At 67.1% G+C, this 13,309-nt stretch carries 15 protein-coding genes; 12 read left to right on the top strand and 3 right to left on the bottom strand.

Going from position 1 to position 13,309, the window contains the following annotated elements:
* The first annotated feature begins 29 nt into the window (after positions 1-29).
* The 11 genes from bioC to ALVIN_RS02560 all read left to right on the top strand — a co-directional run bounded on the left by bioC (position 30) and on the right by ALVIN_RS02560 (position 9,545).
* Positions 30-905, top strand: coding sequence for a malonyl-ACP O-methyltransferase BioC (gene bioC, locus ALVIN_RS02610; protein WP_012969756.1), 876 nt, complete (start codon positions 30-32; stop codon positions 903-905).
* Positions 902-1,570 carry a dethiobiotin synthase gene (gene bioD / locus ALVIN_RS02605; RefSeq protein WP_012969755.1) on the top strand — a complete coding sequence of 223 codons (669 nt, stop codon included), beginning with the start codon at positions 902-904 and terminating at the stop codon, positions 1,568-1,570. The genes bioC and bioD overlap by 4 nt, the downstream gene beginning before the upstream one ends.
* 106 nt (positions 1,571-1,676) lie before the next feature.
* Complete coding sequence (locus ALVIN_RS02600; protein WP_148217440.1) at positions 1,677-2,867, top strand: D-alanyl-D-alanine carboxypeptidase/D-alanyl-D-alanine-endopeptidase; 1,191 nt, start codon at positions 1,677-1,679, stop codon at positions 2,865-2,867.
* A gap of 12 nt (positions 2,868-2,879) precedes the next feature.
* Complete coding sequence (locus tag ALVIN_RS02595) at positions 2,880-3,773, top strand: trypsin-like peptidase domain-containing protein (protein ID WP_012969753.1); 894 nt, start codon at positions 2,880-2,882, stop codon at positions 3,771-3,773.
* A gap of 139 nt (positions 3,774-3,912) precedes the next feature.
* A complete protein-coding gene (locus ALVIN_RS16440) occupies positions 3,913-5,373 on the top strand; it encodes an SPOR domain-containing protein (RefSeq protein WP_012969752.1) in 1,461 nt (486 codons plus the stop codon).
* Positions 5,374-5,496: 123 nt separating this feature from the next.
* Positions 5,497-5,859 (top strand): hypothetical protein, encoded by a 363-nt coding sequence (locus ALVIN_RS02585; protein ID WP_012969751.1) that lies wholly within the window; start codon positions 5,497-5,499, stop codon positions 5,857-5,859.
* A 78-nt stretch (positions 5,860-5,937) separates the two neighbouring features.
* Positions 5,938-6,711, top strand: a complete 774-nt coding sequence (locus ALVIN_RS02580) for a DUF4198 domain-containing protein (protein ID WP_012969750.1) — start codon at positions 5,938-5,940, stop codon at positions 6,709-6,711.
* 25 nt (positions 6,712-6,736) lie between these two features.
* A complete protein-coding gene (gene cbiM / locus ALVIN_RS02575) occupies positions 6,737-7,357 on the top strand; it encodes a cobalt transporter CbiM (protein ID WP_012969749.1) in 621 nt (206 codons plus the stop codon).
* A complete protein-coding gene (locus ALVIN_RS02570; RefSeq protein ID WP_012969748.1) occupies positions 7,350-7,973 on the top strand; it encodes a hypothetical protein in 624 nt (207 codons plus the stop codon). The genes cbiM and ALVIN_RS02570 overlap by 8 nt, the downstream gene beginning before the upstream one ends.
* Positions 7,970-8,743 (top strand): cobalt ECF transporter T component CbiQ, encoded by a 774-nt coding sequence (gene cbiQ, locus ALVIN_RS02565; protein ID WP_012969747.1) that lies wholly within the window; start codon positions 7,970-7,972, stop codon positions 8,741-8,743. Before ALVIN_RS02570 ends, cbiQ begins: the two co-directional genes overlap by 4 nt.
* Before the next feature lie 43 nt (positions 8,744-8,786).
* Entirely contained in the window at positions 8,787-9,545 is a 759-nt protein-coding gene (locus ALVIN_RS02560; RefSeq protein WP_012969746.1) for an energy-coupling factor ABC transporter ATP-binding protein, read from the top strand.
* Positions 9,546-9,566: 21 nt separating this feature from the next.
* Here the strand turns inward: ALVIN_RS02560 and ALVIN_RS02555 are convergent, their stop codons facing one another.
* Positions 9,567-10,049, bottom strand: coding sequence for a hypothetical protein (locus ALVIN_RS02555; protein ID WP_012969745.1), 483 nt, complete (start codon positions 10,047-10,049; stop codon positions 9,567-9,569).
* On the bottom strand, positions 10,046-11,731 hold the full coding sequence (locus ALVIN_RS02550) for an ATP-binding protein (RefSeq protein WP_012969744.1): 1,686 nt from the start codon (positions 11,729-11,731) through the stop codon (positions 10,046-10,048). The genes ALVIN_RS02555 and ALVIN_RS02550 overlap by 4 nt, the downstream gene beginning before the upstream one ends.
* Positions 11,732-11,896: 165 nt before the next feature.
* On the opposite strand from ALVIN_RS02550, the gene nikR reads away from it, so the two are divergent.
* Entirely contained in the window at positions 11,897-12,319 is a 423-nt protein-coding gene (nikR, locus tag ALVIN_RS02545; protein WP_012969743.1) for a nickel-responsive transcriptional regulator NikR, read from the top strand.
* Positions 12,320-12,356: 37 nt separating this feature from the next.
* Here nikR and ALVIN_RS02540 read toward each other — a convergent pair whose 3' ends face one another.
* A complete protein-coding gene (locus ALVIN_RS02540; protein WP_012969742.1) occupies positions 12,357-13,307 on the bottom strand; it encodes an alpha-E domain-containing protein in 951 nt (316 codons plus the stop codon).
* Positions 13,308-13,309: the final 2 nt, after the last annotated feature.

The raw sequence follows: 13,309 nt of genomic DNA, 5'->3' as shown, positions 1-13,309 counted from the left end.
TCACGACGCCAGACCCCAAGGCCGCCATCATGCACCCGATCGACAAGACCCGCGCCCGGCTCAGCTTCGAACGCGCCGCCGCCGACTATGACAGCGTTGCTGTGCTCCAGCGCGAGATCGCCGACCGGATGCTCGGGCGGCTCGACTACATTCGACTCGCGCCCCAACGCATTCTCGACCTTGGCGCCGGTACCGGCTATGCCATCGACCCGCTCGCCCGTCGCTATCCCAAGGCGCGCGTACTGGCGCTGGACTTCGCCCACGGGATGCTGCTCCAGGCGCGCCGACGCGGAAGCTGGTGGCGTCGGCCGCTGTGCGTCTGCGCCGATGCCGAGTCGCTGCCGCTGGCCGACGGCGCGGTGGATCTGATCGTCTCCAATGCCGCGCTCCAGTGGTGCAACGACCTGGAGCGCACCTTCAGCGAATGCCGACGGGTGCTGCGTCCGGGCGGACTGCTGCTCTTCACCACCTTCGGCCCGGATACGCTCAAGGAACTGCGCGCCGCCTGGAGCCAGGTCGACGAACACACCCACGTCAGCCCCTTCCTGGACATGCACGACATCGGCGATGCCCTGGTGCGCGCCCGCTTCGCCGATCCGGTGATGGACGCCGATCGTCTGACGCTGACCTATGACGACGTTCAGGGTCTGATGCGCGATCTCAAGACACTCGGCGCACGCAATGCCACAGACGCCCGTCCACGCGCCCTGACCGGCCGCGCGCGACTGGCCGCACTCGCCGACGCCTACGAGACCCACAGGCGCGACGGCCGTCTGCCGGCCAGCTATGAGGTCTTGTACGGACATGCCTGGGCGCCCGAGCCGGCCGAACACCGTCAAACCGGCGGCGAAGTCGCCATCCCACTCTCAGCGATCGGCGGACGCCGCCGGGCGGTCGAACCATGAGCGGATTCTTCATCACAGGCACGGATACCGGCTGCGGCAAGACCGAGATCACGCTCGGACTCATGGCCGCCCTGCAGGCACGCGGACAGCGGGTGCTGGGCATGAAGCCGGTCGCGAGCGGCTGCGATCAGCATCCCGAGGGACTGCGCAACGCGGATGCCGAACGCATCCAGGCCCAGGGCACGCACGCAGTGCCCTATGCGCTCGTCAATCCCTATGCCTTCGCGCGACCGATCGCCCCCCATGTGGCTGCCGCAGAGGTCGGGATCTCGATCGAACTCGACCGCATCCGCGCGGCGCACACCGAGCTGACGCGACAGGCCGACTGGGTGCTGGTCGAGGGCGTCGGCGGCTGGCGCGTCCCGCTCGGTCCCGACTGCTTCGTCGGCGACATCCCGCGCGTACTGGATCTGCCGGTGATTCTGGTGGTCGGACTCAAGCTCGGCTGCCTCAACCATGCCCTGCTGACGGCCGAGTCGATCCAGTCGAGCGGTCTGCAACTGGCCGGCTGGATCGCCAATCAGGTCGATCCGGACATGCTGGCCCCAGAGGCCAACCTGGAGACGCTCCAGACGCTGATCCAGGCCCCCTGTCTCGGCCTGGCGCCCTGGATGGCTGAGCCGGACGCCGAAACCATCGCTGCCTGTCTCCACATGGGTCGCTGAAGACTGAAAGGACGCGCGGCGTTCGAAGCCAGTCATTCTGAATACGGTTCGAGTTCGGGATTGCGGTATGCTGTCCGGCGCCCGTCAACCACAGCCCCTGACTCAGATGACTGCCCACCGCCCCCACCGGCTCGTACTCATCGCCGCGCTCTGGCTCGGTCTCGCGCACACGGCCCTGGCCGACGACCCGGTCGCCCAGGTGCGCGCACTCCCGCAGGCCAGCCTGCTGGTCAAGGAGCGCGGGCAGGACCGGATCGCCTATCAAGCCGAAACCGCGCGCATCCCGGCCTCGACCATGAAGCTCCTGACCGCCTACGCGGCGCTCGAGACCTGGGGACGCGACCATCGTTTCCACACCGACGTCTTCCAGGACGCCTCCGGCTGGCTCTGGGTCAAGGGGGCCGCCGATCCCTATCTGGTCTCCGAGGAACTCGACCGTCTGGTCGCGGCGCTCAAACGGCAGGGCGTGCGCCGGGTCGCCGGGATCGGCCTCGACGACAGCCTCTTCGATCCGGACGTCGAGATCGCCGGACGCTCGTCGTCGAGCAATCCCTACGACGCTCCGGTCACGGCGCTGGCGGCGAACTTCAACACTCTCAACCTGATCCGCGAGGGTGAACGCATCCGCAGCGCCGAGCCGCAGACGCCCCTGACCGCCACCGGCGAACGTCTCGGTCGCTCGGGAGCAGCCGGCAAGCAGCGCATCAACCTGCGCGAACGCGAGATCGCCCTGCGCTATTTCGGCGAACTGCTGGCCGCCAAACTCCGGGCCGCCGACATTGAGGTCGGCGACCCGCAACGGATCGCGCCCACACCGAGCGACGCCAAGCGAATCCTGCGCCACGCCAACAGCCGCACGCTGGCCGAGATGGTCGCGCCCATGCTCGAGTACTCCAGCAACTTCGTCGCCAACGCCCTCTTCCTGCGTCTGGCCGCGCCGGACGGACAGGGCCGGATCAGCATGACCCAGGCCAAGCGCACCATGACCGATTTCGCCCAGCGCCGTTTCGGCTGGACGGCGTTCAAAATCGACGACGGTGCCGGCCTGTCGCGCGCCAACCGGCTGAGCGCGCGCCAGCTCGTCGAACTGCTCGACGCCTTCGCGCCCTATCGCGATCTGATGCCCCAGCAGGACGACGACCCCAACGTCCGCGCCAAGACCGGCACCCTGCGCGGCATCAGCAGCTACGCCGGCTATGTCCGGCGCGGCGGTGCCTGGGAGCCGTTCGCGCTACTCATCGAGCAACCCGTGGCCTACGACCTCAGACGCCGGGTCGCCAGCCAACTGGCGCGCTGAGCGGAGTCGCCCATGTCAGCCGCGCCAAGCCATGCGCCTCCGACCACCGACAGCGCCGGCCGGATCGGGCGTAAGATCCATTGGGCGACGCTGCTTCTGGCCGGCTCGCTACTCACGGCCTGCGTGACCGGTCCCTCGCCGACGGGCACGGATTCGGCCCGATTCGATCCGACCAGCCTGATCAAGGCCGGCCCGATCCCCGGCTCCCAGGGCTATCCCACGCTCGCGCCCCTGCTGCGCCGGGTGACACCGGCCGTCGTCAACATCACGGTCGACTCGCGCATCCCGCGCGAGGAACACCCCTTTCTCGACGATCCCGACTTCCGCCACTTCCTCGACCGCATGGGGCTGCCCATCCCCGAGATCGATCCATCCGAACGGCGCCGCAGCCAGGGTTCAGGCGTCATCGTCGATGCCGCGCGCGGCTATGTCATGACCAACGACCATCTGCTCAAGGACGCCACGCGCATCCAGGTCACGCTCAAGGACCGACGCACCTTCGAGGCCCGCCGGCTCGGCGCCGACAGCGGTTCGGACCTGGCGATCCTGAAAATCCCGCCGGTCAGCCTGCGTCCGCTGCCGCTCGGTGACTCGGACCGGCTGGAGGTCGGGGATTTCGTGCTCGCTATCGGCAACCCCTTCGGACTGGGCCAGACCGCCACCCTGGGGATCGTCAGCGCCGTCGGGCGCAGCGGTGTCGGCGGCAGCCGGCTCGGCAAGCTGATCCAGACCGATGCCTCGATCAATCCGGGCAACTCGGGCGGTCCGCTCGTCAATCTGGCCGGCGAGGTCGTCGGCATCAATACCGCCCTGATCGGACCGACCGGCGGCAATGTCGGCATCGGCTTCGCGGTGCCCAGCAATCGTGCCCGCGCGGCGCTACGCGCTGTGACCGGCCGGCGTTGACAGCCGTCGGTCCAGTGTCGACACCTGGAACGAGACAGTCCGGCGGCTTGGTTTGCACTCCTTGGCGGACTGCTCTAGAGTTCGGGGCTACCGTGGTTCATCTTGCACCGACAGGATTCATAGCGACGAGAAGCGTCCAATGGACAAGACAGAGACGGCCCAGCCGGATTCATCGAGCCAGACCGCCGCGACGACCGACACGGACGGCGCCACCAGCCCAGCTCAAGCTTCGGGCGGTGCCGAGCGTTCCACGAATGCCGGCGAGGTGCTCCAGCGCTATCTCAAAGCGCAGGCCACCCAGATCTCCCGGATCGTGGCCAGTCTCAATCAGTACCGTCAGGACGTCCAGAAGCTCGAGGTCTCGCTGATCGCGCGTATCGGCGATGTCGACGACGACCGGCGTCACGCGGCCACGCGCCTGCAGCGCACGCTCCAGACCCAGCGCGACGATCTCGACGAGCGTCTGAAGCGCCATGGCTCGCTCATGGCGATGCTGCTGTTGCTGTTCAGTCTCCTGGTCGCCGGCACACTGGTCTTCTTCCTGTTCAAGCTCAACGCCACGCAGGAAGCCTTCGAGACGCAGATGACCGATCTGAAGAAGACCCTGGAACAGATCGACGTCTCGTCGCGCCAGGAACCCGATCCGCAGACACGCGCCCAGCTCGATCGGCTGTCCGCCGCCCTGGCTGAGATCTCCAAGTCCATCGAGCGCCTCGACGAGGAAGCCCCGCCGGGTCTGGATCTGGACTTGCGCCTCCAGCCCGAACCAAAATCTGAGCCGGAACCCGCACCGGAGCCGAAGCCCCAGCCGGAGTCTGCCCCTGAGCCTGCAACCGAGCCGGAATCGACCCCTGAATCCGCACCGGCCCCGGACCCGAGTTCAGACCCGGAGACACCGCCGTCCACGGAGTCCGAATCCGAATCGGCACCCGCATCAGAACCGGAATCGGAGCGGCCAGCCGAAGCCGCGCCGACGCCACCGGAACCGGTCACCCCGCCAAGCGAGCCGGAGACCGAAAGCGCCCCGGCGCCGGAATCCGTGACCGAGCTGGAACAGACCGCCGACACACTCACACTCGACGAGACCGGCTCAGCTCTCGAAGCACCAGACATCTCGGCAGACGACGCCGAGCCATCCCCAGTCCCGACCGCCGCACCGGAAACCGAGTCCGGCGAATCCGCCCCGGATCGTCCAGTCACAGCTCCTGAACCGACACCGGCGCCAGAGGCCGCGATTGCGCCCGACGCCCAAACCGACCAGACCGATACGGCCGTGGACGGACTGAGATCTTCCTCGCTCGCAACCCATCCGGTCCAGGTCGGCGACCGCCCCTTCACGGTGCAGCTGATCGGCTTCCACAGCCTGGAGGCGCTCGAAGGTTTCGCGGCGGATCATGTGCTGCCGGTCGTCTACTACTATCGTCAGGAGACCTATCAGGGGCGTCCCTGGTTCGTTCTGATCCATAGTCTGCACGAGACCCAGGAAGCGGCCGAAGCCGTCGTCGCCCGGCTCCCCCCGGCGCTGGCCAATCTGAACATCTGGATCCGCCGACTCAAGTCCGATACCGAACTCATCGAGGTCAGACGACTCGGAAGCTGATCGCATTGGCGTCGGTTCAGGCCGACGGCGATTTCGTGGACCCGCTCTCGGTTTTGGGAACCGACTTCTGGATATACTGGCTCGCAAACGAGCAAGGCTCACTGCGTCACGGATCTCGCGCCCATGGCCAAACAGTTCCAGAAGACCAGCGTTCAATTCGACAGTGATCTGGATGCCATCCTCGATCGCGTCTATGGAAAGACGTCCGACTCGACATTCGATCCGGCCAGAGCGGCCATTCCACCCTCATTCACGCGCAACGACCAAGGCTCGAAGGAGCTGAAGGAGGCGCTCGCCGAACTGCGCAACCGCCGTGAGCGCGCCCAGGGCAGTATGCGCCTCCTGCAGATGCAGGAAGAGATCGACTATCTGCGTGAGCGGATCGGCCTGCTCCGCGACCTCGGCAATCAGATCGATCACTTGCACCAGCGGATCGCGGCCGAAGGAGACCAGGGACACTCATCGATGCTCTCGGCTGCCGGATGAAGCGACTGGCTTGACAGTCGACAGTATGAAGAATCAGAATCCGTTCATACTCCATCGACAGTCTCTGAGCGATCACTCATGCACAATCCCCGTCCGCTCCGTCATTTCGCATGGCTTGCGCTCCTGGGCACCCTGAGTGCCCAGGCCCATTTCCAGGAACTCATCCCCTCCACGGATCTGGTGACCGAGCCCGGCGAGAGCGAGATCCGGCTGGATCTGACCTTCACCCATCCGATGGAACGCGGCCCGGCCATGGCCATGGGGCGGCCGGTCCAGTTCGGCGTGCTGACACCGGCCGGACGCGAGGATCTGCTCGCGACCCTGACGACGCGCACTCAGGACGACCAACCGGCCTACAGCGCCCGCTACCGGATCGGGCAGCCCGGCGACCACGTCTTTTTCGTCGAACCCGCCCCCTATTGGGAGCCGGCCGAGGGCGTCATGATCGTGCATTACACCAAGGTCGTGGTCGATGGCTTCGGCGGCGGCGAGGGCTGGGACGCCGAGGTCGGTTTCCCGGTCGAGATCACCCCACTGACCCGGCCCTATGGTCTCTGGACCGGCAATCTCTTCAGCGGTGTCGTCAAGCGCAACGGCCGGCCCGTACCCTTCGCCGAGGTCGAGGTCGAGTGGCACAACGACGGCTCAGTGACGGCCCCGGCCGATGCCTTCGTCACCCAGGTCGTCAAAGCCGATGCGCAGGGTGTCTTCGCCTATGCCATGCCGCGCGCGGGCTGGTGGGGCTTCGCCGCGCTGCTGGAGGGCGAGCGGCCGATGAAGAATCCGGAGGGCGAGGAGGTTCCGGTCGAGACCGGCGCGCTCATCTGGGTCCATGCGCGCGACATGAAATAAGCCAACCGGAACGGCGGATCGACGCTTGGCTCATATCCCCGAAGGTGTCCTCACAGCCCCCGTCCTGATCGCCGGCGGACTGGTGTCGGTCGGTCTGCTGGCCGTGGCGCTGCGCCGGCTCGACTATGATCACCTGCCCCGCGCCGCCGTGCTCTCGGCGGCGCTCTTCGTCTCCTCGCTCATCAGCGTCCCGCTCGGGCCGACCAGCGTCCATCTGCTGCTCAATGGGCTCATGGGACTGCTGCTCGGCTGGACGGCGGTGCCGGCGATCCTGGTCGCGCTCGCGCTCCAGGCGGCCTTCTTCGGTTTCGGCGGACCACTGGTGCTGGGCGTCAATACCCTGAACATGGCGCTGCCGGCGCTCGTCTGCGCCTTGGTGCTGGCTCCAGCGCTGGGGCGCGTGCGTCCGGCGCGACGGGCCTGGATCGGCTTCGCGGCCGGCTTTCTGGGCGTCATGTTGACGGGGGGGCTGGTGGCCGCGACTCTGGTCCTGAGCGGCGAACCCTTCCGCCCGGCGGCACAGGTGCTGCTGTTGACCTATCCGCCGCTGGCCCTGGTCGAGGGACTGGTGACGGCCACCATCGTCGGTTTTCTGCAACGGGTCGCGCCCGAGATGCTGTCGACTGGAGCGCGCTCGCATGTCTAGAACGGCGTCTGTCTGGTTGCTGCTCCTGGCGCTGATGAGCCAGCCGGCCCTGGCCCACAAGCTCAAGGTCTTCGCCCAGACCGAGGGCGACTGGATTCGCGGTCGCGCCTATTTCGTCGGCGGCGCCGGGGCGGGCGGCGCCAGGGTCGAGATCCAGGACAGCGAGGGCCGCGTGCTCGCCGAATTGACACCGGCAGACGACGGGAGCTTCGCTTATCGCACACTCGCGCCGGTCGAGCATCGGCTCGTCGCGCGCACGGGCGATGGGCACAGCGCCCAATGGACGATCGCGGGTGAGACACGGCAAGGCGCGTTTTCGCCGCCAGCCGATCCGCGCGACGACTCGGGGCCGCCTCCGACTCAGCCGCCGGCAGACGCCCCGGCGCCAACGGCTCCGCTCGACCATGCCCCGGTTGCCCCCCAAACCATCGACCCGGCACTGATCGGCGCCATCGAGCAGGCACTGGCCCGTCAGACACATCCGCTGGCCGAGCGATTGAATACCCTCGAAGAGCGTGTCCGGTTCCAGGATGTCCTGGGCGGGATCGGCTACATCCTGGGCCTGACCGGACTGGCCTTGTGGTGGCGTTGTCGCCGCGCGGGCGAGCGCGCGTGACCGCTGCGCCCATCCCCCATCTCGCCGGTTCGGGTTGGATCGTCGCGCGCGATCCGCGTCTGCGTGTCGGTGCGGCGCTCGCCTTCGCGCTGATCACGGTCGGACTCGATCATCCCGGCAGCACGGCGACGGCGCTGGGGCTGGCGCTCGGTCTGGCACTCGCCGCCGGACTGAAGGCGCGCGATCTGGTCCGGCGTCTGCTGGCACTGGAAGGCTTCATGCTCATCCTGGTGCTGACCCTGCCCTTCACCACGCCGGGTGCGTCCTGGTTCGAACTCGGCTCACTGCGCGCGAGCACGGCCGGGCGTGATCTGGCCCTGATGATCCTGCTCAAGGCCAATGCCGTGGTGCTCGCGCTCATGGCCCTGGTCGGCACGCTCGAACCCGTGGCGCTCGGTCAGGCGCTGGGACGGCTCGGCGTGCCGGACAAGCTGACGCATCTGCTGCTGATGACGATCCGCCAGATCCATCTCATCCACGCCGAGTTCATCCGGCTGCGTCAGGCCATGCGCGCACGCGCCTTCGTGCCGCGTACCGACCGGCACACTTGGCGCGCCTATGGCTGGCTGATGGGAATGTTGCTGGTGCGCAGTCTCGCGCGCGCCGAACGTCTGATGGACGCCATGCGCTGTCGTGGCTTTCGGGGGCGGCTGTATCGGCTCGACACACCGCACTGGCAGCCGGGCGACACGCTCGCTGCACTCAGTCTGATGATACTGCTGGGCGCTTTGGCTTGGCTGGATCACGACTTGGGCCTGCCGGGCGTATGATGACCGCTTGCGCAACCGCCCTCATCACCGACATCCGCCTTCCATGACGACGCCTCTGATCGAGCTGCAACGAGTCCGTTTCGACTATCACGACCGAACCGTCCTGCGTGAACTGGACTTCAGGCTCGCCCCCGGCGATCGGGTCGCGCTGATCGGCTCCAACGGCGCGGGCAAGACGACGCTCCTGCATCTGCTGGTCGGACTCAAGCGCCCCAGTGCGGGCCGGATCCTCGCCTTCGGGTGCGAACGCGCCAGCGAGCGCGACTTCCACCAAGTACGAGCACGAGTCGGACTGCTGTTCCAGGACTCGGACGATCAGCTCTTCTGCCCGACGGTGCTGGAGGACGTCGCCTTCGGTCCCCTGAACCTGGGGCGCTCGCCCGAGCAGGCGCGCGCCGATGCCCTGGAGACGCTCGAACATCTCGGACTCGCCGACTTCGCCGAGCGCATCACCTACCGTCTGTCGGCGGGCGAAAAGCGGCTGGTGGCGCTCGCGACCGTGCTGGCGATGCGCCCCGAAGTCCTGCTGCTCGACGAGCCGACCAACGGCCTGGACGAGGCGACCGCCGAGCGGCTCATCGCCCACCTGGATGGACTGGAACAGGCCATGATCCTGGTCTCGCACGACTGGCCGTTCCTGGCGCGGCTGGCGACACGGGCGGTCCGGCTCGTCGAGGGCCGGCTCGTGGACGCCATCCTGCACAGCCATGCTCATGCGCATCGACACAGCCATCCGCACCCGCACGCAGCGGATGAACTGACTGGCACGCACACCGGCCTGGAACACCGGCATCCGCACTGAGCCTTGCGCTCGACGCACGACTCAGGGCGCACTCTCGAACCGAAAGGGCGCGGCCAGCAATCCATCCGGGGTGTGGATCAGCACGCGCGCCTCCCAGGTCATGCGTTCGCTCGTGCACACCGGGATCATGCCGTGCCCGGCATAGCGACCCTCGCCGAGCGATTCCAGCGCCACGCGGTTGAAGCCCATGTACATCTCGACGCCGACGAAATCGACCTCGACCGCTTCGGCCGTCAGTCCCGAAAGCTCGACTTCGAGCCTTAGTGGCGCGGCGACCGGAAGAGTCCGCGGCTCGATCCCGAAGCGCACCCGGCCACCGCCGAAACGCGATTCACAGGGTCCGGCCCGCAGATCGCAGCGCAAATCGAGCGGCGCGACGTGCGACGCCGACGGATACAGCACCGGCCAGACAGCCTGGACGATGACGAGGATCGCGCCGAGTCCGAGGATGGAACCCAGCCCCAACCAGAGCCAGACCCGGCGACGGCTGTTTTCGTCGTTCACCGCACCTGCCGCCACCAGCGATCGATGATGTCGTTGACGTCCAGATCCTCCGGCCCCTCCATCCAGCTCTGAGAGAAGGGCGCGTCACTGCTCGACGGCGGCGGATCGGGCCGGTCGACCTGGATGCGCGTGGGCAGCAGCGCGGCATCGCCCACCGCCAGGACTTCACCGCGACGCAGCGAAGCGAGCCGGTCGGCCAGATTCTTGGCCCCCTCGGGCAGCAGACGGCGCACGTACTCCTGGTCGTCGGCGTTGGAGATGCGCAGACAGAGATAGTTGCCGCACTGCGCCAGCACGGTCTCCGACAGCTCGGTCGGACGCTGGCTGACGATGCAGAGCGTGACACCGTACTTGCGCCCTTCCTTGGCGATGCGCTCCATCGACCGGCGCGTGCCGACGAAGCGGGTGTCGGATTCGCGCGGGATGTACTGATGCGCCTCCTCGCACACCAGCAGCAGCGGAAATTCGTGCCGACGCGGATTCCAGTAATTGAACTCATAGGCCAGCCGGCCGATCTGGGCCGAGATCACCGGCCGCAGATCGACCGGGACCGGACTGAGGTCGATCACCGTCACCTGACGCTTCGGCTCGCCCAGCCCGACGAAGTCGCGCAACAGCCCTTCCAGACTGGCCGAACTCTTGTTCTTGCGCGGGTGCATGAAGAAGTCGTAGCGCCCGTCGTTGTAGAGCGAGAGAAAGCGCACCAGGAAGTCGTCGAAGGCGCCGAACAGCGGTCCCTTGACCTTGCCGAACTCCAGCTTCTCCTCGTTGGCCTTCTTGAAGCGCTGATACAGCTCGTCGATCGGGAAATAGACCGGCGAGTCGACCGAGAGCCGGTCGATGCCGGCGTGCTGATTGGACTGCTTGCGCAGAGCGTAGACGGTCTCGCGCAGAAAGGCGATCTGGAGCGAAGCGTTGGCGTCCGCACGGTCGACGAACAGATCGACCAGTTCCGAATAGGTCAGCAGCCAATAGGGGATCTCCAGCTCGCGCGCATCGAGATAGCGCGCCGTGCCGGGCGGAAAGATGCCTTCGGTCGTGCCGTCGGGGCGCTTCCAGCCGTATTCGCCATGCAGGTCGAGCAGGATGATGTGCGCGTGCGGCATGGTCTTGACCACGCGCTGCATCAGACTGGAGAGCGTCCAGGATTTACCCGCACCCGACTGACCAAGGATGGCCAGATGACGCCCGAACAGGGCCGTCGGCTCCAGTGTGGCCTTGAGTGCGGGGCGCACCGACAGTCGCCCCAGCTCCAGCGCGACCTGGGTCCGGCGTGCCAGCAGAACGGCCAGGCGCGAGGTGGGAATCAGATGCACGCTCGCGCCGACCACCGGATAGCGACTCACGCCGGGTTCGAGCCGGCCGTCGCCGTTGATCTCGCCGAGCGCGGTCAGCTCCAGCCGCCGCTCGCGCACCGTGACCTGACGCGGGGCGGCGTTGGCCTCACCCTTGACGGCGCGCGTGCCGACCGCCTCCTCATGGCTGCGCGCGATCTCGGCGAGGATGTGTCCGGCACGGTCCCGGACCTCCACCAGGGTCCCCAGCTGACCGACCGGGAGCGATTCGTCCTCCAGCGTCTTGGCGGCGGGAAAACCGTCTTCGGCTGGAAAGAGCGTGGCGATCAGGCGCCCGCCCTGGATGTCGATGACGCGGCCGATGAGCGTGGGATCTGGCGTGGACATTGGCGACTGGACTCCATGTGGCTTGGGCTTGTACGACCCGGCCGATTATCGCGCGCTTGGCCCGGATACGTCTCGCACGCGATCTGGCGTGGAGAACACACGGCGGTTCAAGGGTGCGGCCCGGATTGGTATCCTTGGCGCTGGATCAACGCCCTGGACCCGCCGATGTCGAGCACCGAATCAACCATCCGTTTCACCGTCTCGCTCCCCAAGACACTGCTCGACGAACTCGATCGGCGTCTGGTGAACAAGGGCTATGCCTCACGCTCCGAGCTGGTGCGCGACCTGATCCGGGAGCGGATCGTCGAGGAGACCTGGGAGCGCGGCGACGCCGAAGTCGCCGGGGTGCTGACCATCGTCTACGACCACCATCAGCGCGAGCTGACCCAGCAGATCCTGGACATCCAGCATCGTCAGTACGTTCATGTGGTGGCCACGACCCATGTCCATCTGGATCATCACAACTGTCTGGAGACCATCATCATCCGCGGGATGCCGGCCGAGATCGAACGGCTCAGCCTGGAGATCGGCGGCTTGCGCGGCGTGCGCTTCGCCGAATTGACGCGCGCGTCCAAAGTCGAGCATTGACTCCGGCTCCATCGGCGTCGCGCACCATGAGCGTGCATCACACGTCGTGATTGAAGTAATCCCGCGTCAGGGCGTCGCTCAACTCCAGCAAGGCGGTCAGGAAGGCATCCAGATACTCGTGCAGCCCCTGGGCCATGATGTCCGCCGCTCCGACCCCGGCGAGATGCGCGCGCAGCCGCTCCAGACAGGCACCCACCTCGCCCTCGGGCCGTTGGCCGATGCGTTCCAGCGAGCGTTCCAGGCGGCTGACGCAATAGACCAGCGAACGCGGAAAGTCCGGATTCAGGATCACGAAGTCGATGACGTCGACCGGACGCACCCCGGCCTGATAGAGGCGCCGGTAGGCATCGAAGCCCGAGAGCGATTTGAGCAGCACGCCCCATTGATAATAATCGAGCGGTGAACCCACCAGACTGGGGTCCGGCAGCAGCAGGTGATAGCGCACGTCGAGGATGCGCGCGGTCATGTCGGCGCGCTCCTGCAGGGCACCGAAGCGGGTGAAGCTGTGGGCTTCGCCGCGCATCATGGTGCCCTGTGCCAGACCGTAGACGGTGGCCACCTCGCGATGGACGAAGGCATGGAACTCAGCCGCCTGCCAGGGCGGCAGCGTGGCCTTGAGCCGCGCCTCGGCGGTGCGACAGAGGGCGTCGATCGTCTCCCACACCGGCGTCGAGATCCGGTCGCGTGCCGCGCGGGCGTTCTCGCGCGCCAGACGCAGACAGTTGAGGATGCTGCCGGGATTGGTCTCGGCCTGGGTCAGCAACCGGATGACGCGCTGCACGCTCACCCGACCGTCCGGGTAGGTCTCGGCATAGCGGTCGTCGGCGCCCAGGATGGTCAGCAACGGCAGCCACTGCCCCTCCTCGGTCAGCCCCTCCTCGGCCGCCAGCCGGTGGACGACATTGATGTCCAGCACCCGCGCGGTGTTGTCGGCCCGTTCCAGGTGGCGGGCCATCCAGTACAGCGATTCGGCGATTCGACTCAGCATCC

This window comes from Allochromatium vinosum DSM 180 (genome assembly GCF_000025485.1).
Lineage (GTDB): Bacteria > Pseudomonadota > Gammaproteobacteria > Chromatiales > Chromatiaceae > Thermochromatium > Thermochromatium vinosum.
The sequence above is the reverse complement of the archived record's forward strand: the minus strand, read 5'-3'. Positions and strand labels throughout refer to the sequence as shown.

What these genes read in the sequence shown, in the direction of transcription:
- bioC (WP_012969756.1), top strand. Translation starts at nt 30, where the DNA reads ATGCACCCGATCGACAAGACCCGCGCCCGGCTCAGCTTCGAACGCGCC.
- ALVIN_RS02585 (WP_012969751.1), top strand. Translation starts at nt 5,497, where the DNA reads ATGGCCAAACAGTTCCAGAAGACCAGCGTTCAATTCGACAGTGATCTG.
- ALVIN_RS02570 (WP_012969748.1), top strand. Translation starts at nt 7,350, where the DNA reads ATGTCTAGAACGGCGTCTGTCTGGTTGCTGCTCCTGGCGCTGATGAGC.
- ALVIN_RS02560 (WP_012969746.1), top strand. Translation starts at nt 8,787, where the DNA reads ATGACGACGCCTCTGATCGAGCTGCAACGAGTCCGTTTCGACTATCAC.
- bioD (WP_012969755.1), top strand. Translation starts at nt 902, where the DNA reads ATGAGCGGATTCTTCATCACAGGCACGGATACCGGCTGCGGCAAGACC.
- ALVIN_RS02600 (WP_148217440.1), top strand. Translation starts at nt 1,677, where the DNA reads ATGACTGCCCACCGCCCCCACCGGCTCGTACTCATCGCCGCGCTCTGG.
- ALVIN_RS02540 (WP_012969742.1), bottom strand. Translation starts at nt 13,307, where the DNA reads ATGCTGAGTCGAATCGCCGAATCGCTGTACTGGATGGCCCGCCACCTG.
- ALVIN_RS02595 (WP_012969753.1), top strand. Translation starts at nt 2,880, where the DNA reads ATGTCAGCCGCGCCAAGCCATGCGCCTCCGACCACCGACAGCGCCGGC.
- ALVIN_RS02550 (WP_012969744.1), bottom strand. Translation starts at nt 11,731, where the DNA reads ATGTCCACGCCAGATCCCACGCTCATCGGCCGCGTCATCGACATCCAG.
- ALVIN_RS02580 (WP_012969750.1), top strand. Translation starts at nt 5,938, where the DNA reads ATGCACAATCCCCGTCCGCTCCGTCATTTCGCATGGCTTGCGCTCCTG.
- ALVIN_RS16440 (WP_012969752.1), top strand. Translation starts at nt 3,913, where the DNA reads ATGGACAAGACAGAGACGGCCCAGCCGGATTCATCGAGCCAGACCGCC.
- nikR (WP_012969743.1), top strand. Translation starts at nt 11,897, where the DNA reads ATGTCGAGCACCGAATCAACCATCCGTTTCACCGTCTCGCTCCCCAAG.